The organism is Saliniferula longa (assembly GCF_050789285.1).
Lineage (GTDB): Bacteria > Pseudomonadota > Alphaproteobacteria > Rhodobacterales > Rhodobacteraceae > CAVPWP01.
The window spans coordinates 203,602-224,573 of sequence record NZ_JBOUVX010000002.1 but is presented as its reverse complement, the minus strand read 5'-3'; the positions used below and the strand labels follow the sequence as shown (position 1 = coordinate 224,573).

Below are 20,972 nucleotides of genomic sequence, written 5' to 3'. Positions count from 1 at the left end.
TCATAAATAGTGACCTAATCTTCCCCTTTCCATTCAGGATCAGAGGTTTAGGGTGGCGCCAGCAGCGCAGCGGCGGAATGCCCGATGTCCCTTCTTCATCTTCTTCTTGTCGCGGTCGTTCAGGGACTTACCGAGTTTCTGCCCATTTCATCGTCGGGTCACCTGATTCTCTTGCCCAGCCTCACCGGCCTTCAGGATCAGGGTCAGACCATCGACGTCGCGGTTCATGTCGGCACCCTTGCGGCGGTGGTGCTGTATTTCTGGGCGGACGTGAAGAAGGCCCTGCGGGGCATTCCCGGGCTGCTGCGCTGGCAGATCAATTCCCAGGAGACGTGGCTTGCGCTGTGTCTTGCCGTCGCGACGATCCCCGTGGTCGTCGTCGGTCTGATCTTCAATCTGACCGGGATCGACGATCTGCTGCGTTCGACCGCCGTGATCGGTTGGACGATGATCATCTTCGGCATCGTCCTTTACTGGACCGATCAGAAGGGCGCCGTGGAAAAGACGGCCGATCGCTGGTCGATCCGGGACGCCGTGGTGATGGGGCTTTGGCAGGTGGTGGCGTTGATTCCGGGAACGTCGCGATCGGGCATCACCATCTCGGCGGCGCGGTATCTGGGCTACGCCCGGCACGACGCGGCGAAGCTGTCGATGCTGATGTCGATTCCGACGATCATGGCCTCGGGCGTTCTTCTCGGCGCAGAGGTTGTCGCGGACGCCAATGCGGACGTGGCGCGGGACGGGGCAATCGCGGCGGTCTTTGCGTTCTTCGCGGCGCTTCTGGCGCTAAGCCTGATGATGCGCCTTCTCAGAACGGTCAGCTTCACACCCTATGTGATCTACCGGTTGGTCCTTGGGGCCGTCCTGCTCTGGATCGCCTATGCCTAGCCCCGCTTCAGGTGGCGGGCGGAATCCTTGATCTCGGCATATTGCCCCGAGGGGCGGAAGCGCCACAGGTAATCGGGCAGCACCACCTCCATCGCCGTCGGCGCAATGCCAAGATCGGCGAACCCGCGGGCGCCGTCCGCCACGACATTGTCGCGTCCGAGGTTGCGCGCCTGGTCGCGGGTGATCGGGCCCTTGATCAGGCCCAGAGTGATGGCTCCGAGGAAATCGAACGCCGCCCCCATCGCCCGCCCCAGCCAAAGCGGCAGGCCAAGCACAAGCTTGCGGCGACGCACGATGTCCAGCATGTCGGCCATAAGCTCGCGGAAGGTGGCGACTTCGGGCCCGCCAAGTTCGTAGGTGCCCGGTTTGGCCGTGCCCAGCACGCCCATGACGGCCGCCTGCGCGACATCGTCCACGTAGACCGGCTGAAACTTCGTTGCGGGCCCGACGATCGGCAGCACGGGCGATAGCACCGACATCCCGGCAAAGCGGTTGAAGAAGGCGTCCTCGGCCCCGAAGACGATGGACGGCCGCAGGATCACGGCGTCCGGCCTGTGGCGAAGGACCGCTGCCTCGCCTTCCGCCTTCGAGCGCGCGTAGGCGCTGTCGCTTCCCGCGTCGGCGCCGATGGCCGAGATCTGCACGAACCGCGAGATACCCGCCTCGGCGGCCAGGCGGGCAACACGCTCGGCCCCGCCGGCCTGAACGGCGTCGAACGTGTTCCGGCCATCCTCGGACAGGATGCCCACGCAGTTGACGACGGCATCGGCACCGGCGATCGCGGCGGCAACGCTGGTGTCGTCGCGGATGTTCGCCAGAACGGGTTCGACCTGCCCCACGACGCCATAGGTCTTGACGAACAAGGCTTCGTTCGGTCGACGCACGGCGACGCGGACACGCCAGCCCTCGCGCGCAAGGCGACGGGCGATGTAGCGCCCGACAAAGCCTGAACCGCCGAAAATGGTCACGAGCTGGGACATTGGGAAATCCTGTCTTTGGTCAGCTTCGTCCATAGCTTCCCCGCGCGCGCTGAACAAGGCAACACCGCGCCGCATCAAACCCGTTGACACTCTCTCGGGGCGGAGATATCTGCCGCTTCCACGACACCTGCCCAGGTGGCGGAATTGGTAGACGCGCTGGTTTCAGGTACCAGTGGCTTAACGGCCGTGGAGGTTCGAGTCCTCTCCTGGGCACCACTTAATCCAGAAAAAATATTCCACTAAACTAGTTTACGCGAGTACGGGCGCGGGTCGTCCACCCGTGAATCGACCTTGCGATGCCTGGGCCTGCTCGCGTTGCGTCCATCTTCGTCGTTGCGCCTGGGGTATGAACCGACCCCCGACCCCCGTCCGCAGTCCGCGGACCCGTGCTCAACCGCCATGTCGCTTGCGGTGCCGTCGACCCGGCTCGGGCTTCGCGCGGCAAGGTGCGCCCGCCCTCGTCTTCGCACCACAGATGACGAGCCTCTAGAACACCCCAAGGGCACGGCTCCGCGGCAGGAACGTCACGGCAACCTTATATAGCTGCCTACGCTCATCGGCGGATCAGACCCCATGAGGCGCGCGATGTTGGTCCGGAAATTCGCGGTTCACGACCTATTGTGCAACCCACCGGGTTGCGCCTTTCCTGGACGACCGTCGCGCCACCACGCCAAGACCGGCAGTCGCGCCCAAAAGGAGAAGGGCAGACGCAGGCAAAGGGACGGGCTCAACAGACGTTACCTCAAAGAGCAGCTGGTAGTCCCGGTGCTCGAGGTAGCGACCATTTTCACGAAAGCCGCCATAGAAGCAGGTGCCGTCTTGACAGCCGTAATCAAAGAATCCGCCAACCGAGACAGTTCCGAACATGTTTATGGTGCAGTCTACACCTAGGCAGAGCGAGATCCTGCCATCCCTTGAGAAACGGGCGGCCGGCACATTGCCAAAGACCTCCTCAAACCCATAGAAGCCGCTGCACTCAATTGGCGAGTTCCTGCATTCGACGATTGCAGAGCCATCGTTAGCAACAGCAGCCTTGATCCGAACATCCCATTCCTGACCCGGCGTGTATGCAAACGGGTCCAAAAACCCCCAGATATCATCCGACTTTGCAAGCGTAGAGAATGGAGGTAGTTCGTAACCATCAGGGCCATCGCCGGAAACTGCCGCACGGACGTAGAAGGCGTCAACATACCTGAGAGTGAAACGGAAGTCGTAGTAAGTCGTCGCTTGCGACGCAGACGGGGCTACCGCCAAGATCGCTAGCAGGATACCCGCACCAAGACGCGCCGCTCCCATACGGAAGCGCTTGAAAATTCCAGTCATCGTATCCCCCACCCAACAAGTCGTTAACAAGGGTTAACGCTAGCTGATTCGACCAAAGGCGTCACCTGAAACAGACAAGTGGACCTGCCCACGACGCTTGATGTCAAGGGCTGATCGCTACCGCTGTTTCGCGCCCTTCGACCGAATGTCCCCTGGCTAGATGTATACGTTTCCCGGTTTCCGGGACAGGACCTCCCAAAATCCGGGCGGGGTTCTGTCTTTCGGTTCACCGCATGAAAGCCTTGTCAGAGACCATCCGCCCGGTGTCGTTTCGTCTTCAAGCGCATTCCGGCATCTGGATGATTGGCTATGCCGTCACCCTGCCCCGGTCGGCATTGCGAAGGGTATTTCCGCCCCCAATCCGGGGTGCCGAGGGCGCCCGTGTTCTGAGCACGGCCAATCGCAACACTGGCGGTCGCCCGTCCATGTGATGTAATCGAGACGTCAAACGTCCGATCGGAATCCCATGCCAGACACTGCGAAGACTGCTGATAGGCCCGCCGAGAGCCGCGAGTACGTGCTGATTTCGCCCTGTCGGAACGAGGCGGCCTTCATGGTCCACACCCTTGACAGCGTGATCTCGCAAACCCTGCGGCCGGCGCTTTGGGTGATCGTCGACGACGGATCGACCGACGAGACACCGACGATCCTTGCCGACTATGCCACGCGTCACGACTGGATCCGCGTCGTGCCCAAGCGCGACCGGGGACACCGCGCCGTCGGCCCGGGTGTGATCGAGGCCTTCTATGCCGGCTACGACACCATACCCAAGAACCGTTTTCCGTACCTGTGCAAGCTTGACCTCGATCTGGATCTGCCGCCGCGGTACTTCGAGATCCTGATCGAGCGGATGGAAGCCGATCGGCGCATCGGGACCTGTTCCGGCAAGCCTTATGTCCGCCAGAACGGCAAACTGGTTTCCGAACGCCGCGGTGACGAGATGTCGGTTGGCATGACGAAACTCTACCGACGCGCCTGCTTCGAGGATATCGGCGGCTTCATCCCCGAGGTGATGTGGGATGCCATCGACTGCCACAAGGCGCGGCAGAGGGGATGGCGTGCGGTGTCGTGGGACGAACCCGATCTGCGCTTCGAGCATCTTCGCCCGATGGGGTCGTCGCAGACCTCGATCTATACCGGTCGCCGCCGTCACGGATTCGGGCAGTATTTCATGGGCTCCGACCCGCTGTATTTCATCGCCACCGCAGTCTTTCGCAGCTTCGAACCGCCCTATGTTCTTGGCGGGGTCGCCATGCTGCAGGGCTACTTCGGCGCCTGGCTCCGAGGCGAAAGGCAACTTGACGATCCCGAGTTGCGAGCCTTCATACGCGCCTATCAGCGCCGCGCCTTGGTCATGGGCAGGGCGCGCGCCGTGGCCGAGATCGAAGCCCGCCAGGTCCCCCATTTCTCAGCCGGCTTGTGACTCCTAGAATCGCGGGACGGCGAGGATCGCGTCCGCGTTGATCGACCAGGCAAGAAAAGCGATCGCGATCGCGATCACGGCGAAGACAGCGTCGTGAACCGGGTCCCAGGCGCGATATCGCCAGGTCAGCGCCACAAGGATCGGATAATGGAGCAACGTTGCAAACGCGGCGGCGGCAGCCGCGCCAAGTACCCCGTACTGTGTGACGCCGACATAAAGCACCGTCAGTCGAAGTGCCGAATTCAGCACGGTAAGCAGGGCAAAACGGTCCGATCGCCCGTTCGCCAGCAGGATGTTTCCATAGGTCGAGACGATGATCATGGGAAGAAGACTGACCGCCGCGACCACAGTGATGCCGCCTGCGGCGTAATACCTTGGATCATACATCAGGCGGATCAGCATGTCCCCGAAGAGCGCAAGCAGAAGACAGCCCAGAAACCCAAGACCGGTTAACATGAAGCGCGCCCGAAAGATCTTGCGCCTGGCCTCGGGGTGTTCGTGCGGCGGACGGCGGCTGTAGAGGGGAAAGACCACGGCGCCGCGAAGCCGGTCCATGTATGTCATCGGAAGTCCGGCGAGAGACATGGCGATCGAATAGACCCCCAACATCTCGAGCGACACGAACTTGCCCAGGACGGCGCGGTCACCGTTGACCACAACGAAGCTGGCCAGCGTGCTGACGAAGATATACTTGCCGAAGCCGACAAGCTCCCTCGCCGCGCTCCATTCCCAGCCAAACCGATCGGATCTGCCCGGCATGTAGATCCGCAGACCCAAGTTCCGAAGCACTCCGCCGACGAGATTTCCCAAGACGATCGCCCAGACCGACTGGAGCCAGAGCGCCAGACCTACGGAAACCAGGATCGTGACGGCCTGATTGCTGAGTCCCAGGGCGGTCTGCCAGCCGAGTTGCAGGTGGCGGCTTGCGACCATGATCTTCGACGGAGTGAAGCCCGCGATGACTAGCCCAAGACCGGCGACAGGAAGGATTTCCCCAAGAAGCGGCTCATCATAGAAAGCCGCCACGTAAGGCGAAATCAGGACGACGCCGAAGTACAGCAGAAAACCCCGAAGCACCTGAAGCGTCCAGGCTGTGTCAATGAACGCCGGTTCGTCCCCACGGGCGTGCTGCACAATGGACGTGTGAAGTCCGATGTCCGAGAACATTTTCGCACCGGACAGAAACACCTGCACCAGCGCCATAAGGCCGAACGCTTCGGGAAACAGCAGCCGGGTCAGGACCAGGTTCGAGGTGAGGCGAAGCAGGTTTGCACCCAATATCCCCAGCATAGTGATGAGCGTCCCACGACTTGCGCGCGCGCCCAATCCTTCGCCGGAAAAAAGGTTCTTCAGTCGACCAAGCATTCTCTAGCCGGCGGCCTTCGCTTCGGACGGAAGGTCCCCGCTCTTGAAACCCGCGATCAGAGCAGGCGCTTCTGTCCGTGCCTGTCGATACAGGGCAAGGTCGTCGGCATAGGTTCGGGAAACGAAGCTTCGCACTTCCGGAAGATCGAGTATGCCGCTGGTTTCGGCGGCGCTCTTGCGCGACGCAAGAAGTCTGACAGCCGTGCTCTTGATCCGGTCGTGCCACTGCGGCGGCAGACGGCGGCGCAGCGCGTCGTTCACGTCATAGGCCAACGGGCCAAGCCATTTCGCCCTCAGATCGACGTTCTGGTTGCTGCGGCGGTCAGGATCCATGGGCGTGCCCGTCTTTCGCGACAGGTAGCCGACAAGGTCTGCAACGTGTTCGATCGGGACCAGATGATCGACCATCCGGCGCGCGCCGTCGAAGACGAAATCCCGCTGCCGGGCGAAGAAGATCATCGGGGCGGATGGCGCGTCGACTTCGTCCGCCACTTGGTCGATCACTTCAAGCACACGTGTACGCAGGACCTCGGGAGGGATCATGGTCATCGGGGTCCGCTCGTACTGCCACAGCAGTTGCCGGACCGAAGACCCGAACCGGGACAGCGGATCGCGGATCACTGCGAAGGCAGGGAACCGCTCGAGATAGTCGTAGTGCGTCGGGAAATGCTCGCGTAGCTGCGTCAAGGGGATGTGACCATAGTCGATGCGCCCAAGGACCGGGTGCGTGCCAGGATTCGCCAAGGCGATATGATCGGGATCGCAGGTGGCGATTTGCGTCCTGACCGAGGTGCCAGCGCATTTCGGGACATGGACGAACACGAAGCCATGCCGCGGACTGATGATCATGACTGTCCTTTCTGCAAACAGCCGTTCGCCGATGGTCTAACGAACCTTCGGAAGATGGGCCAGAGATGTCCGTTCGGCACCTCAGCCCCTCTCGCGCATCTCGATGTCCGCCGTCAACATATGCACACGACCGCGACGTGCATCTGCGACAATGCCGTGGGTGTCGATCGGAATGTGCACATGCGGGCCAGAAGCTCGGCAAGTTGGCACCCTTGTGGCCCGGCAAGTGATCGCCGCCCAGCCGCTTGCGTCGCCCAAAGGTCGACAAAGTCTGAATACCGCACCTCTGTTGCCCCTTTCGGGCCCTACGGAAGGCCTTTGGGACCCAATCGGGGTTGATCGCTTGCCCTGATTCTGTTCAACGCGTACATGGCACCACAGCGCGTTCGAGGCAGTGCCGGTTTCCATGATTCACTACATGTCCATTCAAGGCACGACGGATCCGTGGGTTGGCAACGAGCTGCGCATCCTTGCCCGCAATGGCATACCCTTCGTCCTGCACGCGCTTCGCCGATCCGAGACGAATTACTTTCGTTCGATCGAAATCAAGTCAATCGGGGCAAACACGCGCTATATCTATCCATTGCCGCTTGCCCGAACGACGATCGACCTTCTTGCGGCCCCTTTCCGGTTCCGCGGGCGGTTCTTCGGTGCCCTCTGGAACGCGCTGACCGGCCCGCGGGAATCGGTCCGCAACCGCGTCGTTGGCATCTGGCATCTGGTCGTCGCCTGCCATTGGGCGGCTGGTCTTCGGGGGCAGGACGTCAGCCACATCCATTCCCAGTGGATTCATTCGGCCGGCACGGTGGCGATGTATGGCGCATGGCTGACCGGCACATCGTTCAGTTTCACCGGCCATGCCGCAGATCTTTTCCGGGACCGTTGCGCGCTTGTCGACAAGATCCGGCGGGCCGAGTTCATCATCTGCATTTCCGAGTTCCACCGCCAATTCTACCTCGATAACGGCGCCCGGCCCGAGCAGATGCACATCGCCTACTGCGGCATCGACACGTCGCATTTCAAGCCGAACCGCCGCACCCGGCCCGAGGGGGCGCCTTTCAACATCCTGTCGTCGGGGCGCCTTGTCGAAAAGAAGGGGTTCGCCGTCCTGATCGATGCCTGCGCGATCCTGCGGGATCGGGGCGTCGATTTCCACTGCACCATCGGGGGCTCGGGGCCGGACGAAGCTGCCTTGCGGGAACGGATCGCGGCGGCCGGACTTGCCGAGCTTGTGACCCTGACCGGCAAGGCCCAGATGCAAGAGGACATCCCGACATTCCTTGGCAGCGGAGATGTCTACTGCCTTGCCTGCGTCTGGGCCTCGGACAATGACGTCGACGGGCTTCCCCAGGTGCTGATGGAAGCCATGGCCTGCGGCTTGCCGGCGGTGTCGACGCGGCTTGTGGGGATTCCAGACTTGGTCCGCGACGGCGAAACCGGGCTTCTGGTCGAACCTCACGACGCGACCGGACTGGCCGATGCGCTGGAAAAGCTCATGCGGGACCCCGATCTTGCTGAACGACTGGCCGAAGCGGGCCGGAAGCATGTGGTGCAGAAGTTCGACTTTCAAACCTGTATTGACGGCTTGCTCGACCTCTATCGGGAAAAGTTGGAGGCGCGCAGGTGAGGTTTGTCCCGATCCTGGACTGCTTCGACTTCACCCACAACGGTGCGGATCGTCCCGCGCCCCGTGCGAACGATGAGGGCGGCCCTGTCTTGACCTGCGGCGACCGCTACGCCCACGGCGGTGCCGATGTCGACGGCAGATAAGCCTCCGTCCGCCGTTTGCCGAAGTCCGGAAGGCCAGTCGCGAAAGGATGTGCCATGAAGATCCTCATCACCGGAGGCGCCGGCTATGTCGGCAGCGCCTGCCTTCGTCACCTTGCGGCGCACGGGCATGAGGTACTGGCTTATGACAATCTCGTCCAGGGGCACGCCCGCGCGGTGGGAGATCATCCGCTGATCGAAGGCGACATTGCCGATACCGAAAGGCTTGCCTCGGTGCTTGCCGATTTCGGTGCCGAGGCGGTGATGCACTTCGCGGCCGCGACCTATGTCGGCGAATCCGTCGAGAACCCCGACTACTACTATGGCAACAATATTTGCGGCACACGCAGCCTGCTCAACGCCATGCGCGCCGCTGGCGTCGGGCGGATGCTGTTTTCCTCGACCTGCGCGACCTATGGCATGACAGGCTCCGACACCATGAGCGAGACGACGCCCCAGGACCCGTTCTCGCCCTATGCCCGCACCAAGCTTGCGGTCGAATGGATGATCCGCGACTTCGCCGGCGCCTATGGACTGGGGTTCACAATTCTGCGCTACTTCAACGCTTCGGGTGCCGATCCCGATGGCCGCTTCGGCGAGGACCACCAGCCCGAGAGCCATCTGATCCCGCTTGTGCTGCAAGCCGCCCTTGGTCAACGCGCCGCGATCACGATCTTCGGCACGGACTATCCGACACCGGATGGCACCTGCATTCGCGATTATGTGCATACCGACGATCTTGCCTCGGCCCATCGGCTGGCCATCGAGTCCACAGACACCAAGACGGCCGAGGTCTTCAACATCGGCACCGGTCAGGGGCAGTCGGTTCGGGAGATCATCGCAGCCTGCGAACGCGTGGTTGGCCGTCCCATTCCGCAGAAGGTGGGCCCCCGCCGCCCGGGCGATCCACCCCGACTTGTTGCCGACTCCACGAAGCTGAAAACCCAGCTGGGGTGGGAGCCGCGCTATACCTATATCGAGGACACCATTGCCACGGCCTGGGCCTGGCACAAGGCAAACCCGCGCGGATACGGAAACTGAGGTTTTCGCCATCCGGCAGGCGGTGCCCGTCGCGGTGTGATGCCGGGCGACTGGAAGCTTTCGCCATCGGGGGCCATGCCTCGCGCGGGAGCGGGAGGTCGCCCTTTCCTGGCAAAGCCTACGTTTTGCCGATTCGCAGGACCTGACAGGATTTTCGCTCCCTGCGGATGGTCCGCCACGCTGTCGTAAGGGCACGGGCCCCGAACCCCCGGGCCAGGATCGGGCGCGGGCCGCGTTCGGCACCAGCGGTCTTTTCCCGAGTCAAGGCATCTCTCCGCGAGACCACGTTTGACGGCCGGGCGCCGGCGGATTCATGGCCGATTTCCGCCGGAGTGCGGCGGCTTCCTGCGCAAATTTCAAGGGCGAGCTGCCGGCCATTGTTTCCCCAATGCAGATGACGTCAAAGCACCGCTGCGATTGCGGCGACGGCGACGTACAATCGTCCGCCCGCCGCCGCAGGTCCGCCGAAGATTGGCCACAAACTCGCAGTTTAACGCCGCATTAAGGTTGTTCCGGTTCCGAGTAGTTCAGTCATCCACGCAGAACGCTGGAAGAGAACCCATGACCCAAATGCTCGCGCAGGTGGCCACCCTTGGATCGGGGAGCGCCACATCATGAATCCCCTCATCATGCTTTTGGCCCTTTTCGGATCGGCGCTTGGGATGGCGGGTGCCGGGGGCAAGGGCGGCGACGTCGCTTCGGGAAAGATGCCGACCTCGTCCAAACCTGACAAGGTCACGCCTGGCGATACCGGGACGAAGGGGGACCCGACGGGCGGCGGGACGCAGGGAAACCCCACGCCCACACCGCCTGTCACGACATCGCCCGATCCGACCCCGCCGCCGCCCGAGGGCAATCCTGACAACGTCGTCGCGCCCACCCAGCCCGGTGGTGCCGGGAGCGGATCGTCCGGAGGTCAGGGGAACGAGGTTGTCGTGTCGGAAGTCGCGTCCGACGTGCTTTCGGGTCGCGTTACCACGCTGCGCCCTTCGGGTGACGACATCGCCTCGGTGCGTGTCCTCGAAGGTCCTGCCGCAGGCAACGTGACCGTCAACCCCGACCAGTCGCTGGCTTTGGTGCTGACCGGTACCGACTATACCGGCGACCTAGCGTTTCAGTATGAGATCACCAGGACAGACGGAACCGTCGAGACCGTCCGCGCCGACCTGAACGTGCTGCAGGGACCGGTGCAGGGTGGCTGGGGCCTGGGCGACTTCTACATGCTCGAGACGGATGAGAATGGAGAACTGATCGTCGAATGGGGCGACAATCACCGCGACGTCTATGTCTCGGGCAGCGATGATGCGCTGACGCTTTCGGACATCGCGGCGCTTGAGGGGCTTTCGGTCGACAAGATCACCGGTGCCTGGCTCGCCGCGAATCCCGAATACGGCGCGTCGGAAGGCATGGCGTTGGCGGAAGATGCAGCCAACAGCCTTTGGAGAACACTTGCCGAGGCGTCGGCAAAGGAACCCGCGTCGCACTGGCTGCGACTTGAGGCCGGCTACGAGTACAAAATCAGCGGCATCCTGCGCGCCGGAATCACCGGCGAATCCGAGCTGCATCCGATTCACATCACGTCCTATGGCGAAGGCGAAAAGCCGATCCTGACGGAGACGGTGACCGCCATCAAGGAAGGCGCGACGAACGTCGTATTCAGCAATATCGAGCTTGGTGCCGGCGCCTCCTTCAATCCCAGCAGCAACATCCTCATGGAAAACATCACATCCAGAGGAGAAGAGATAGCCGTCATGAGGTCCGAGGGGTTCACGATCCGCAACTCCGAGATCTTCGACGTTGTCCGCGAGGAGTCCGTCAGGGACGGGTCCTGGGAAGCATCCCCGAACCGCATCAGCGGGATCTTTTCGAGTGAAACCAAAGGCATTCTGATCGAGAACACCTTGTGGGACCATAACTCATGGGTCGAGGGGTATGACCCGGGCATGTCGCTGGATGGGCCGCAGCCCCCCAGCATCTACAGCCACAACATCTACATGCAGTCGAACACGTTGGATGTGACGTTCCGGGACAGCATCACCATGCGCGCGGCATCCTTCGGGGCCCAGTTCCGTGGCGGCGCATACATCGAGGACAACGTCTTCCTCGACAACAACGCGGCCGTTTACGTGAGTGGCGGCAAGGAAATCGACGGCGTCAAGATTGGCAACTATTCGCTTTACGCCGACAACGTCGTCACTTCGGCTGGGTTCAACGTCTATGGCGGGCCGAATGGCCAGCTTACCGGCGGCATGGGCGACTATGCCCCGCTGACGACCTGGGTCGACAACATCGTTGCGCACCTTGCGAACCCCGATGATCCGAATGAGCTTGCCGAGAAGACCCGTAGCGAAGACGCGGTCAAAGGCGGCACCGAAGCCTATTACAACGACACGATCGTCTACAATTGGCGGGGCTCAAACCGCGATCCCGGCTTCCAGGACGCCAATACCGATGGCCTCAACGCGAACGTCCTGGACCTCACCACGATCCAGCGCTTTACCGCCCAGCTCCTCGACAAGCCCAACGCTTCGATTTCCGATCTTGCCGACTACCTGCGCGCGTCGGCACAGGGCGCCTTCGACGGAGTCTCCGACGCCGAGATGATCATCGAGTTCTTCCAGGCAGGCTTCGGGCTGACGCCCGACGTTCGTCTCGAGGAGGACACCCTGCGTTTCGTGCCAAATGACCTCGCCGATGGCGTACGCTGGGACAACCGCCTGAACTGGTCCACCCAGGACCTTCCGGGCACCTTCGCCGGCGACAGTGTCGACCTTGCCGGAAACTGGGTCATGTACGGCGGCACCACGAAGATCCAGGACTTCGATTTCGGCGACGGCGGGCGACTGACGGCGAACCACGGACGTCTCGATGTCCGCGGCGACATCCTCGCCGAAGGCAAGGGCGGCCAGTTCGTGATCGCCGAATCGGGTCAGATCTGGATCAACGGCTACGATGGCGACGCGCTTCTGGACGTTGATCTGAATGGCGGCCGGTTCGCCAACAAAGGCGCGATTGACGGTCGCATGGACCTTCGGATCACGAACGGACAGGCGCTTCTGGCAACGGACGGAGCCCGCTTCGATCTTGAGAACGGCAGCATGATCGAGATCGTCGGGGGAACGGCGAAGGTCGGCTTCGAAGGGGTCGCCGGAGACACGGCTGTATTGAGACTCGAACAAGGCGGAATTCTGAGCTTCGATGCTGAAGGTGGCAAGCTGGGAACCATCAGCGAGTTCCGCAGCGGCGCGAATTTCGATCAGGCGGTCAACGTCTCGTCCGGCATCAACCTTGGCGAAGGCACGCTGCGGCTCGATCTCAGCGGTCTTGCGGCCGAAGCGGGTGACCATACGCTGATTTCGGTCGATGAACTGATCGGCGCATTCTCGGGTATCGACGTGACCGGGCTTTCGGCCGCGCGCGATGCACGGCTGGTCTTCGACTATGGTCGCGACCAGGTTATTCTGCGCGTCGGTCAGGAGGGCGCGGGCACCGGGCAGTTCAACCTGTCGGTCCTTGGCGACCAGATGGACGCGCAGGCGAACGCCGAGCTTTGGGCCGCCCTGACCGAAGGGCAGCCGGTGCTGGGCGACCAGATGCCCGATGAAGTGACGCTGGACGACGAAGTTCTGGCCGACATTCCCTGATCTGCCCTGGGTCTGAACCCCCGACACTCGACGCGGCCGTGCCAACCCGGCCGCGTCGGCCGTTCTAGACCTGCCCCTCGATCATCTGGCGCACCTCGTCCAGCTTGCGCGTCAGAAGTTCTGCATCCCCGCGCGTCTCGATGTTGAGGCGCAGGAGGGGCTCGGTGTTCGAGGCCCGCAGGTTCATCCGCCAGTCTCCGAAATCGAGGCTTGCGCCATCAAGTCGGTCAACCGAGATCGCCCCATCTCGAAGGCGCACCACCATCGCCTCTACGGCGGCTATCGGGTCGGGAACCGTGAAGTTGATTTCGCCCGAGGACGGGAACCGTCGCCTGAGATCGGCGACCAGCGACGACAGTGGCCGACCTTCTGCAGCGATCAGCGCTATGATCCGCACCGCAGGCACCATGCCGCTGTCGCAGAAGAAGAAGTCGCGGAAATAGTGATGGGCCGACATCTCGCCACCATAGACGGCGCCGGTCTCGCGCATCCGGGACTTCAGATAGGCATGCCCTGTCTTCGAGACGACCGCCTCTCCCCCCGCCGCTGCGACGGTTTCGGTCGTCGCCCAGATCACGCGGGGATCATGGACGATCGTTGCGCCGGGTTCGTCGGCCAGGGCCGCTTGTGCCAGCAAGGCGACAACGTATTCACCGTCGATGAAGGCGCCGGTCTCGTCGAAGAAGAAGCAGCGGTCGAAATCGCCGTCCCACGCCAGACCAAGGTCCGCCCCGAAGTCGCGCACCGCCTTGGCCGTGACGCCCCGATTTTCCGGCAGTAGCGGGTTGGGGATACCATTGGGAAATGACGGATCGGGGTCATGGAACACCCGCTGGACCACGATGTCCGCGCCTTGGGCGGTCAGGTTGGCCAGGATCGCGTCAAAGGCCGCGCCGGCGGTACCGTTTCCGGCGTTGGCCAGCACACGCAGCCCCCGGATCCGTCCGGCATCGGCCATTCCCGCCACATGGGCGGCATAGGCCTCGCGGGTCTTCCCATGGCTGAACTTCCCCGGAACGCGGGCGTCGGCATAGGCATCGGCCTCGGCCAGGGCGCGGATCTCGGCCAGTTCGGTCGCCGGGTCGATCGGGCGGCTTCCTGGTCCGACAAGCTTCATGCCGTTGTAATCGATCGGGTTGTGCGACGCTGTGACCATGATACCGCCGCCCGCACCCAGATGGGCCGTCGCGAAATAGACCTCTTCGGTGCCGCACAGGCCGATATCCACCACGTCGGCGCCGCGTTCGCGCAGTCCGTCGATCAGCGAGGCTTTCAGCGAGGGCGAACTTGCGCGGGCGTCGTGCCCCACGACCACCGTTCCAGGCTGAAGGCGAGCGGCGAAGGCGCGCCCGATCCGGCGCGCGATGGACGGATCAAGGGTTTCGCCCAGCCGCCCGCGCACGTCGTAGGCCTTGAAGCAATCAAGCTTCATCCCGTTCCAAGCCTTTTCCTGACGCCCTCGCGGTCAAGAAGCGGGCGCCACCAGTCCTCGTTCGCAAGGTACCAATCGACGGTGCGCGCAAGGCCCTCTTCGACTGTGACTGACGGTCGCCAACCAAGCTCGTCACGCATCCGTGCGGGATTGATGGCATAGCGCAGGTCATGACCGGGGCGGTCGGTCACGAAAGAGATCAGCCGCTCGTGCGGCGCGGCATCGGGCCGCCGCGCGTCGAGCATCCGGCACAAGGCGCGAACCAGGTCGATGTTGCGCGCCTCGTTCTCGCCGCCGATGTTATAGGTGCGCCCGACCTGTCCCCTGTCCAGAACGGTAAGCAGGGCGTCGGCGTGGTCCTCGACATACAGCCAGTCGCGCACGTTTTCGCCGGCCCCGTAAACCTCGATCGGCCGGCCTTCGAGGGCGGCGATGATCGACTTCGGGATCAGCTTCTCGGGGAAGTGGTAGGGTCCGTAGTTGTTCGAGCAGTTGGTGACAAGGATCGGCAGGCCATAGGTCTCGCCCCAGGCGCGCACCAGATGGTCCGACGCGGCCTTCGAGGCCGAATAGGGCGAGCGTGGATCGTAGGGCGTGTCCTCGGTGAACTGCGGATCCTCGGGGCCAAGTGATCCATAGACCTCGTCGGTCGAGATGTGATGGAACCGGAACCCCTCGGGCCTTCCCACCGAGTCCCAGTGCCTGCGTGCCGCCTGGAGCATGTTGAAGGTGCCGGTCACGTTCGTCTCGATGAAGATGCCCGGGCCGTCGATCGAGCGGTCGACATGGCTTTCCGCGGCGAGGTGCATGACCGCGTCGGGTGCATGGCGGGCAAAAACAGTCTCGATTCCAGCGGAATCGCGGATATCGGCCTTCTCGAAGACATAGTCCGGGCTGTTTGTCACGGGCGCCACATTCGCGGCGCAGGCGGCATAGGTCATGGCGTCGACGTTGACGATCTGGTGCCCGCGCGCGATGGCAAGACGCACCACGGCCGAGCCGATGAAGCCAAGTCCGCCGGTGACGAGGATCTTCATCGCGCGCCCTCCCAGACGAACGGGCTGTTCCACTCGGCGAAATCGGGCGCGGCGGCGTCCTTGGCCGACAGTTCGGGCTGGCGGTCGAGTTTCCAGTCGATCTGAAGGGCCGCGCTGTTCCACGCAACGGTCCCATCCGCCGCGGGCGCGTAGTAGTCGGTGCACTTGTAAAGCACCTCGGCGCCCTCTGAGAGGGTCGAGAAGCCATGCAGGAAGCCTTCGGGGACGAAAAGCTGGCGGCCATTGGCAGCGCTGAGTTCCACGCCGACCCACTGCCCGTAGGTCGGGCTGCCGTGCCGGGCGTCGACGGCTACGTCCCAGATCGCGCCCACGCCGCAGCGGACAAGCTTTGCCTGCGGATTGGGTGGCGCCTGATAGTGCAGCCCGCGCAGCGTTCCCTTCGCCCGGCTCATCGAGTGATTGTCCTGCACGAAATCGGCGGTGATCCCGGCCTTGGTCAGGGCGCGCCGGTTCCAGACCTCGGAAAACCAGCCCCGGTCGTCTCCGAAACGGCGCGGGGTCAGGATGAGCACCCCGTCAAGCGCGGTCTGTTCGACTTGCATCATACCGTCCGTAGCTGGCCATCGTTCCGTTGCCGGGGCTATCACGATCCGGGAACATCGGCCATAGCCGGACCGGGTGCCAGATCCCTAGGCTGCCGGCGCGGAAAAGCCACCGCGTCCGACACCTTCGTAGGCCTCGAAGCCTGCGGCCGCGACGTCCCGCGGGTCGTAGATGTTGCGCAGATCCGCCATGCGCGGCACGGCCATCGCCCCCGCAAGGCGTTCAAGGTCGAGGCCGCGAAACTCGTTCCACTCGGTCAGGATGGTGACGCAGTCGGCGCCCGTTGCCGCCTCGTAGGGGTCGGTCAGCCAGGTCACGCCGGGCAAGAGCTTCTCGCCCTCGCGGCGGCCCTGCGGATCGACCACGCGGACCTGCGCGCCCGCCCCGATCAGCGCGGGAACGATCGTCAGGCTGGGCGCCTCGCGCATGTCGTCGGTGTTGGGCTTGAAGGTGACGCCCAGCACGGCGATGGCCTTGCCGTTCACGGATCCCCCGCAGAGGTCCAGGATCTTGTCGATCATCCGCCGCCGGACATGGTCGTTCACGGCGATGACGGTTTCGGTGATGCGCATCGGCACCCCGTTGTCCTGGCCGATCCGCGCCAGCGCGCTGGTATCCTTGGGAAAGCACGATCCGCCGTAGCCTGGGCCCGCATGCAGGAACTTCGACCCGATCCGGCCATCGAGTCCGATCGCCCGGGCGACCTGCTTGACGTCGGCGCCGGTGCGTTCGCACAGCATCGCGATCTCGTTGATGAAGGTGATCTTGGTCGCGAGAAAGGCGTTCGCCGCGTACTTGATCATCTCGGCGGACTCGAGGTCGGTCGTCACGATCGGCGCATCGCGCAGCGAAAGCGGGCGGTAGATGTCGCGCATTACGTCAGCCGCGCGCGTGGTCTCGACGCCCACGACGACGCGGTCCGGCCGCATGAAGTCGTCGATGGCGGCGCCTTCCCGCAGGAACTCGGGGTTCGAGGCGACGTCGAACTCGGCTTGCGGGTTCGTCGCGGCGATGATTTCGCCCACCTTGCGGTTGGTGCCGACCGGGACGGTCGACTTGGTCACGACGACGGCATACCCGTCAAGCGCATCGGCCACCTGCCGCGCGGCCTCGAAGACGTAGGTCAGGTCGGCGTGTCCGTCGCCGCGCCGGGTGGGTGTACCCACGGCGATGAAGACGGCGTCGGCCCCGTGAACGGCTGCCGCCAGATCGCCCGTGAACGACAGACGGCCAGCCTGCACGTTGCGCGCCATCAGGGTGTCGAGGCCCGGTTCGTAGATCGGAACCTCGCCCCGCGTGAGCATCTCGACCTTGCGGGGGTCGCTGTCGACGCACACCACTTCATGGCCGAAGTCCGACAGGCAGACCCCCGACACGAGGCCGACATACCCCGTTCCGATCATTGCAATCTTCATCGACCGATCCTAGCGCCTGAAAACCGCGCCCTTGCTGACCGATCAGACCCACCCTGTCAACGAAAGGCGGCGCGTTGCGACCATGGACACTCGCGGCGTCCGGCCCCCCGGCCTATTCGGCCGCAAGACGCAGCCCGGACACCGCGTCACCTGACCCTTCGCCCTCGGTGGCCGCCGGCGGCGGCACACGGCGATGAACCAGCGCAAAGACCGGCGGCGTGAAGTAGAAAGATACGACCGTCGAAAGAAGGACGCCGCCCGCGATGGCCACGGCGAAGGGCGGCCAGAAGGCGCCTCCGCCAAGGATCAGCGGAAGGAAGCCGCCGAAGGTCGTGACCGTGGTCGACACGATGTGGCGCGACGACCCGCTGACCACCCTGACCATGGCGGCCCGGTCACCCGCCGCGGCCTGCGGATCGGACTGAAGGCCGGTCAGGATGATGATCGCGGCGTTGATCGAGACGCCGATCGACCCGATCACCCCGATGATCGCGACGATACCGAAGGGATACTGCATCACGGCTAGCGACAGGATGGACAGACCCGCCGACAGGACGGCCACCGCCATGGTGACGGCGGTCAGTCGGAAGCTGTTGAAGGTGAGGACGACTGTCGCGATGGTCAGGGTGACGATGATCCCCAATGACGCCAGGAGGTTTCCGACCGTGCTTGACCGCGCGTCGGCATCCCCGCCGATTTCAAGGCGGTAGCCCTGCGGCAGCTCGAAGCCCCTGGCGTCAAGGATCGCGCGCGCGTCGGACAAAGCCTCTTCTGGCAGGACGCCCGGGACAAGAAAGGCCTGCACGGTGTTGACCCGTTCGCCGTTGCGCCGCGTGATGACGCTTTCGGCCGGTTCGACCGCAGCCGCGGCAAGCCGGGACAGCGGTACCGCCGGGAATGCACCGGCCGCCGAGACCGCTGGCGCGTCGGGAAGCAGGATCGGCAGATCCGCGATCGCCTGGATGTCGCCGCGCAGCCCGTCGCCCAGGCGAACCCGGACGGGAAGTTGCTCGGTCCCCTCGACCAACGTGCCGCCCGTCACACCCACGAGGGCGGCATCGAGTTGCGCCGCGATGTCGGCGATGTCGAAGCCAAGCAGCCGCGCTTCGACCTCGTCGATCTGGAAACGGAACTGCGGCGCGCCGCCGTTGACGCCCGTGCGGACCTGCGACACGGTCTCTACCCCCGACAGCGTCGCGCGCAGATCGTCGCCAAGGTCGCGCAGGGTTTCGATGTCCTGCCCGACGACGCGCAGTTCGACCGGGGCGTCGACCGGCGGCCCCTGCACGAGGCCGCGCACGATGATCTGCGCTTCGGGATAAGCGGCGTCCAGTTCGGCCTGCAGTCCGGCCACCAGCATCGCCGCGCCTTCGTCGGACGCGGTCGTCACCATGGCCTGCGCGAAGCCGGGTTCGCGGCTGCGGTTGCCGACGATGTTGTAGTAGAAGGCGGGGCCGGATCGGCCCACCGACCAGTAGATGCTTTCGACCTCGGGCCTTGCGCGCAAGTCGGCGTCGATGCCGGCCGCGACGTCCGCCGTGCCGTCGATCGCGGTTCCTGCCGGCATGTCGAGCTCGATGTAGAACTGGTTGCGCTCGACCCCCGGAAAGAACTGCGCCGTCAGCGTCGGCAGCGCCAGAAAGCCCATCACCGGCAGGATCAGCGACAGTGCGATCGACTTCACGGGGTGGGCAAGCGACCAGCGCAGCGACGCGTCGAACGCGCGCACGATGGCGGGCAGGCGCATCCCCTGCCCACCTGATCCTGCCGCCGGAAGAAGCCAGCCGGCAAGGGCCGGGGTCACGGTCAGCGCGATGGCAAGCGACCAGAACAGCATCAGGACTACGGCGATGGCGATCGCGCCGACGAAATCGCCCGCAGGGCCGGGCAGAAGGATCATCGGCGCGAAGGACAACGCCGTCGTCACGGTCGAGGCGATCAGCGGTGCCGAAAGCCGTCGCACCGCGTCAGCCACGGCTTCCTGTCGGGCCATGCCATCGCCCAGCCGGCGGCGCACCTCGTCGGTCATCACGATCGCTGCGTCGACCAGAAGTCCCAGTGCGACGATCAGCCCCGTCACGCTCATCTGTTGCAGGGGCAGGCCAATCATGTTCATCGTGCCAAGCGTGGCGAGCGACACGACCGGCAGGACCATGGCCACGATCATGGCGGCACGCAAGCCCAACGTGACCAAAAGCACGGCCACGACCAGAGCGACGCCGATCGCCATGTTCAGGCCGACGTCGGCAAGGCGGTCCAGCGTGTAGCCGCTTTGATCGAACAGAAGCGTTTCGGACATGCCGAGGGGGACTTCGTCCGCGCCGTCGGCAAGGTCTGCGCGAAGCGTCGCCATCCAGCGGTCGATCTGCACGCCGTCGCGGGCAAGCGTGGCGATCAGCACAGCCGGCCGGCCGTTGGCAATGGCCAGTTCCGAGGCGGGCGCGCGCGCGCCGCGGGTGATCGTCGCGACGTCGGCGAGGGTTACCACGGTGCCCTCGTCATTTTCGCGCAGGACGACGCCGCGCAGACGTTCCAGCGTCTTGATCTCGCCGCTGACGGCAAGGGTCAGGTCGCTGTCGCCTTGCAGGCGGCCGGCCTGGACCTTGCCGTCGGCCGAGGCGATCCGACCGGCGATCTCGCCCGCAGTCAACCCAAGCGCCGCCGCAAGATCGGCGTCGACCTCGACGAGGATTTCCTCTTCGGGCAGGCCGAAAGTTTCGACCGCTCGGGTGTCGGCAAGGCTGCGCAGCCGGTCGGCCAGCCGTTCGGCATGACGCGCAAGCAGCGTGACGGGGACGCCATCGTGTTCGGCAGAAACCGCGATCACCGCGGAATAGGCCGCGATGCCTTCGGCGTCGAAATCCGGCGCCAGCACACCCGGCGGGAAGCGCCGCCGCGCATCGTCGACCGCGTCGCGGGCTTCCACCCAGGCCTGCTGGATCGTCGTCTCGTCCAGCGTCTCGAGAAGTTCGATCGATACGACCGAGACCCCGGTCCGCGACACGGACGAAATCGTGTCGACTTCGGCGATCTTGCGCAGTTCCTCTTCGATTTCCGAGGTCACGAGGGCCTCGACCCGGGCCGGGTCGGCACCGGGGAACTGCGTGGTGACGGTGGCGAAGATGTTGGTGATCGTCGGGTCTTCCTGCCGGCCCAGCGACAGGAACGACGACACCCCGGCCGAAACGAGGACAAGGATGATCAGCGCGACAAGGCGGGGCTGGCGGAAGGTCAGGGTTTCCAT

The 20,972-nt window shown here is 64.1% G+C and carries 14 protein-coding genes and 1 tRNA gene; 6 read left to right on the top strand and 9 right to left on the bottom strand.

Going from position 1 to position 20,972, the window contains the following annotated elements:
- Positions 1 to 84 precede the first annotated feature (84 nt).
- Positions 85 to 888, top strand: coding sequence for an undecaprenyl-diphosphate phosphatase (locus ACRDNQ_RS07620; protein WP_431828056.1), 804 nt, complete (start codon positions 85 to 87; stop codon positions 886 to 888).
- Here the strand turns inward: ACRDNQ_RS07620 and ACRDNQ_RS07615 are convergent.
- A complete protein-coding gene (locus tag ACRDNQ_RS07615; RefSeq protein ID WP_431828055.1) occupies positions 885 to 1,868 on the bottom strand; it encodes a complex I NDUFA9 subunit family protein in 984 nt (327 codons plus the stop codon). The two genes, ACRDNQ_RS07620 and ACRDNQ_RS07615, sit on opposite strands and share 4 nt — an antisense overlap.
- 129 nt (positions 1,869 to 1,997) lie before the next feature.
- Here ACRDNQ_RS07615 and ACRDNQ_RS07610 point away from each other — a divergent pair.
- Positions 1,998 to 2,084 (top strand) — tRNA-Leu (locus ACRDNQ_RS07610).
- Between the two features lie 399 nt (positions 2,085 to 2,483).
- On the opposite strand, the gene ACRDNQ_RS07605 is transcribed toward ACRDNQ_RS07610, so the two are convergent.
- Positions 2,484 to 3,191: a VPLPA-CTERM sorting domain-containing protein gene (locus tag ACRDNQ_RS07605; protein ID WP_431828054.1), complete on the bottom strand. Its 708-nt coding sequence runs from the start codon at positions 3,189 to 3,191 to the stop codon at positions 2,484 to 2,486.
- Between the two features lie 466 nt (positions 3,192 to 3,657).
- Here ACRDNQ_RS07605 and ACRDNQ_RS07600 point away from each other — a divergent pair, with 466 nt between their 5' ends.
- On the top strand, positions 3,658 to 4,614 hold the full coding sequence (locus ACRDNQ_RS07600; RefSeq protein ID WP_431828053.1) for a glycosyltransferase family 2 protein: 957 nt from the start codon (positions 3,658 to 3,660) through the stop codon (positions 4,612 to 4,614).
- A 3-nt stretch (positions 4,615 to 4,617) separates the two neighbouring features.
- Here the strand turns inward: ACRDNQ_RS07600 and ACRDNQ_RS07595 are convergent, their stop codons facing one another.
- Entirely contained in the window at positions 4,618 to 5,979 is a 1,362-nt protein-coding gene (locus ACRDNQ_RS07595; protein WP_431828052.1) for an oligosaccharide flippase family protein, read from the bottom strand.
- A 3-nt stretch (positions 5,980 to 5,982) separates the two neighbouring features.
- Positions 5,983 to 6,828 (bottom strand): sulfotransferase family 2 domain-containing protein, encoded by an 846-nt coding sequence (locus tag ACRDNQ_RS07590; RefSeq protein WP_431828051.1) that lies wholly within the window; start codon positions 6,826 to 6,828, stop codon positions 5,983 to 5,985.
- 418 nt (positions 6,829 to 7,246) lie between these two features.
- Here ACRDNQ_RS07590 and ACRDNQ_RS07585 point away from each other — a divergent pair, with 418 nt between their 5' ends.
- The 3 genes from ACRDNQ_RS07585 (at position 7,247) to ACRDNQ_RS07575 (ending at position 13,280) form a co-directional block, all read left to right on the top strand.
- Positions 7,247 to 8,455: a glycosyltransferase family 4 protein gene (locus ACRDNQ_RS07585; protein WP_431828050.1), complete on the top strand. Its 1,209-nt coding sequence runs from the start codon at positions 7,247 to 7,249 to the stop codon at positions 8,453 to 8,455.
- A 197-nt stretch (positions 8,456 to 8,652) separates the two neighbouring features.
- Positions 8,653 to 9,636, top strand: coding sequence for a UDP-glucose 4-epimerase GalE (gene galE / locus ACRDNQ_RS07580; RefSeq protein ID WP_431828049.1), 984 nt, complete (start codon positions 8,653 to 8,655; stop codon positions 9,634 to 9,636).
- Positions 9,637 to 10,250: 614 nt separating this feature from the next.
- A complete protein-coding gene (locus tag ACRDNQ_RS07575; RefSeq protein ID WP_431828048.1) occupies positions 10,251 to 13,280 on the top strand; it encodes a right-handed parallel beta-helix repeat-containing protein in 3,030 nt (1,009 codons plus the stop codon).
- Positions 13,281 to 13,344: 64 nt separating this feature from the next.
- Here the strand turns inward: ACRDNQ_RS07575 and ACRDNQ_RS07570 are convergent, their stop codons facing one another.
- The 5 genes from ACRDNQ_RS07570 to ACRDNQ_RS07550 form a co-directional block, all read right to left on the bottom strand.
- Complete coding sequence (locus tag ACRDNQ_RS07570) at positions 13,345 to 14,712, bottom strand: phosphohexomutase domain-containing protein (RefSeq protein WP_431828047.1); 1,368 nt, start codon at positions 14,710 to 14,712, stop codon at positions 13,345 to 13,347.
- Positions 14,709 to 15,749, bottom strand: coding sequence for a dTDP-glucose 4,6-dehydratase (gene rfbB, locus ACRDNQ_RS07565; protein ID WP_431828046.1), 1,041 nt, complete (start codon positions 15,747 to 15,749; stop codon positions 14,709 to 14,711). Before rfbB ends, ACRDNQ_RS07570 begins: the two co-directional genes overlap by 4 nt.
- Positions 15,746 to 16,312: a dTDP-4-dehydrorhamnose 3,5-epimerase gene (rfbC, locus tag ACRDNQ_RS07560; RefSeq protein ID WP_431828045.1), complete on the bottom strand. Its 567-nt coding sequence runs from the start codon at positions 16,310 to 16,312 to the stop codon at positions 15,746 to 15,748. The genes rfbB and rfbC overlap by 4 nt, the downstream gene beginning before the upstream one ends.
- Before the next feature lie 87 nt (positions 16,313 to 16,399).
- Complete coding sequence (locus tag ACRDNQ_RS07555; protein ID WP_431828044.1) at positions 16,400 to 17,728, bottom strand: UDP-glucose dehydrogenase family protein; 1,329 nt, start codon at positions 17,726 to 17,728, stop codon at positions 16,400 to 16,402.
- Between the two features lie 112 nt (positions 17,729 to 17,840).
- Positions 17,841 to 20,972: an efflux RND transporter permease subunit gene (locus ACRDNQ_RS07550; RefSeq protein WP_431828043.1), complete on the bottom strand. Its 3,132-nt coding sequence runs from the start codon at positions 20,970 to 20,972 to the stop codon at positions 17,841 to 17,843.

Excerpts from the sequence above, each read along its gene's own strand:
- ACRDNQ_RS07620 (WP_431828056.1), top strand. The coding sequence starts at position 85 with ATGTCCCTTCTTCATCTTCTTCTTGTCGCGGTCGTTCAGGGACTTACC.
- ACRDNQ_RS07615 (WP_431828055.1), bottom strand. The coding sequence starts at position 1,868 with ATGTCCCAGCTCGTGACCATTTTCGGCGGTTCAGGCTTTGTCGGGCGC.
- ACRDNQ_RS07605 (WP_431828054.1), bottom strand. The coding sequence starts at position 3,191 with ATGACTGGAATTTTCAAGCGCTTCCGTATGGGAGCGGCGCGTCTTGGT.
- ACRDNQ_RS07600 (WP_431828053.1), top strand. The coding sequence starts at position 3,658 with ATGCCAGACACTGCGAAGACTGCTGATAGGCCCGCCGAGAGCCGCGAG.
- ACRDNQ_RS07595 (WP_431828052.1), bottom strand. The coding sequence starts at position 5,979 with ATGCTTGGTCGACTGAAGAACCTTTTTTCCGGCGAAGGATTGGGCGCG.
- ACRDNQ_RS07590 (WP_431828051.1), bottom strand. The coding sequence starts at position 6,828 with ATGATCATCAGTCCGCGGCATGGCTTCGTGTTCGTCCATGTCCCGAAA.
- ACRDNQ_RS07585 (WP_431828050.1), top strand. The coding sequence starts at position 7,247 with ATGTCCATTCAAGGCACGACGGATCCGTGGGTTGGCAACGAGCTGCGC.
- galE (WP_431828049.1), top strand. The coding sequence starts at position 8,653 with ATGAAGATCCTCATCACCGGAGGCGCCGGCTATGTCGGCAGCGCCTGC.
- ACRDNQ_RS07575 (WP_431828048.1), top strand. The coding sequence starts at position 10,251 with ATGAATCCCCTCATCATGCTTTTGGCCCTTTTCGGATCGGCGCTTGGG.
- ACRDNQ_RS07570 (WP_431828047.1), bottom strand. The coding sequence starts at position 14,712 with ATGAAGCTTGATTGCTTCAAGGCCTACGACGTGCGCGGGCGGCTGGGC.
- rfbB (WP_431828046.1), bottom strand. The coding sequence starts at position 15,749 with ATGAAGATCCTCGTCACCGGCGGACTTGGCTTCATCGGCTCGGCCGTG.
- rfbC (WP_431828045.1), bottom strand. The coding sequence starts at position 16,312 with ATGCAAGTCGAACAGACCGCGCTTGACGGGGTGCTCATCCTGACCCCG.
- ACRDNQ_RS07555 (WP_431828044.1), bottom strand. The coding sequence starts at position 17,728 with ATGAAGATTGCAATGATCGGAACGGGGTATGTCGGCCTCGTGTCGGGG.
- ACRDNQ_RS07550 (WP_431828043.1), bottom strand. The coding sequence starts at position 20,972 with ATGGAAACCCTGACCTTCCGCCAGCCCCGCCTTGTCGCGCTGATCATC.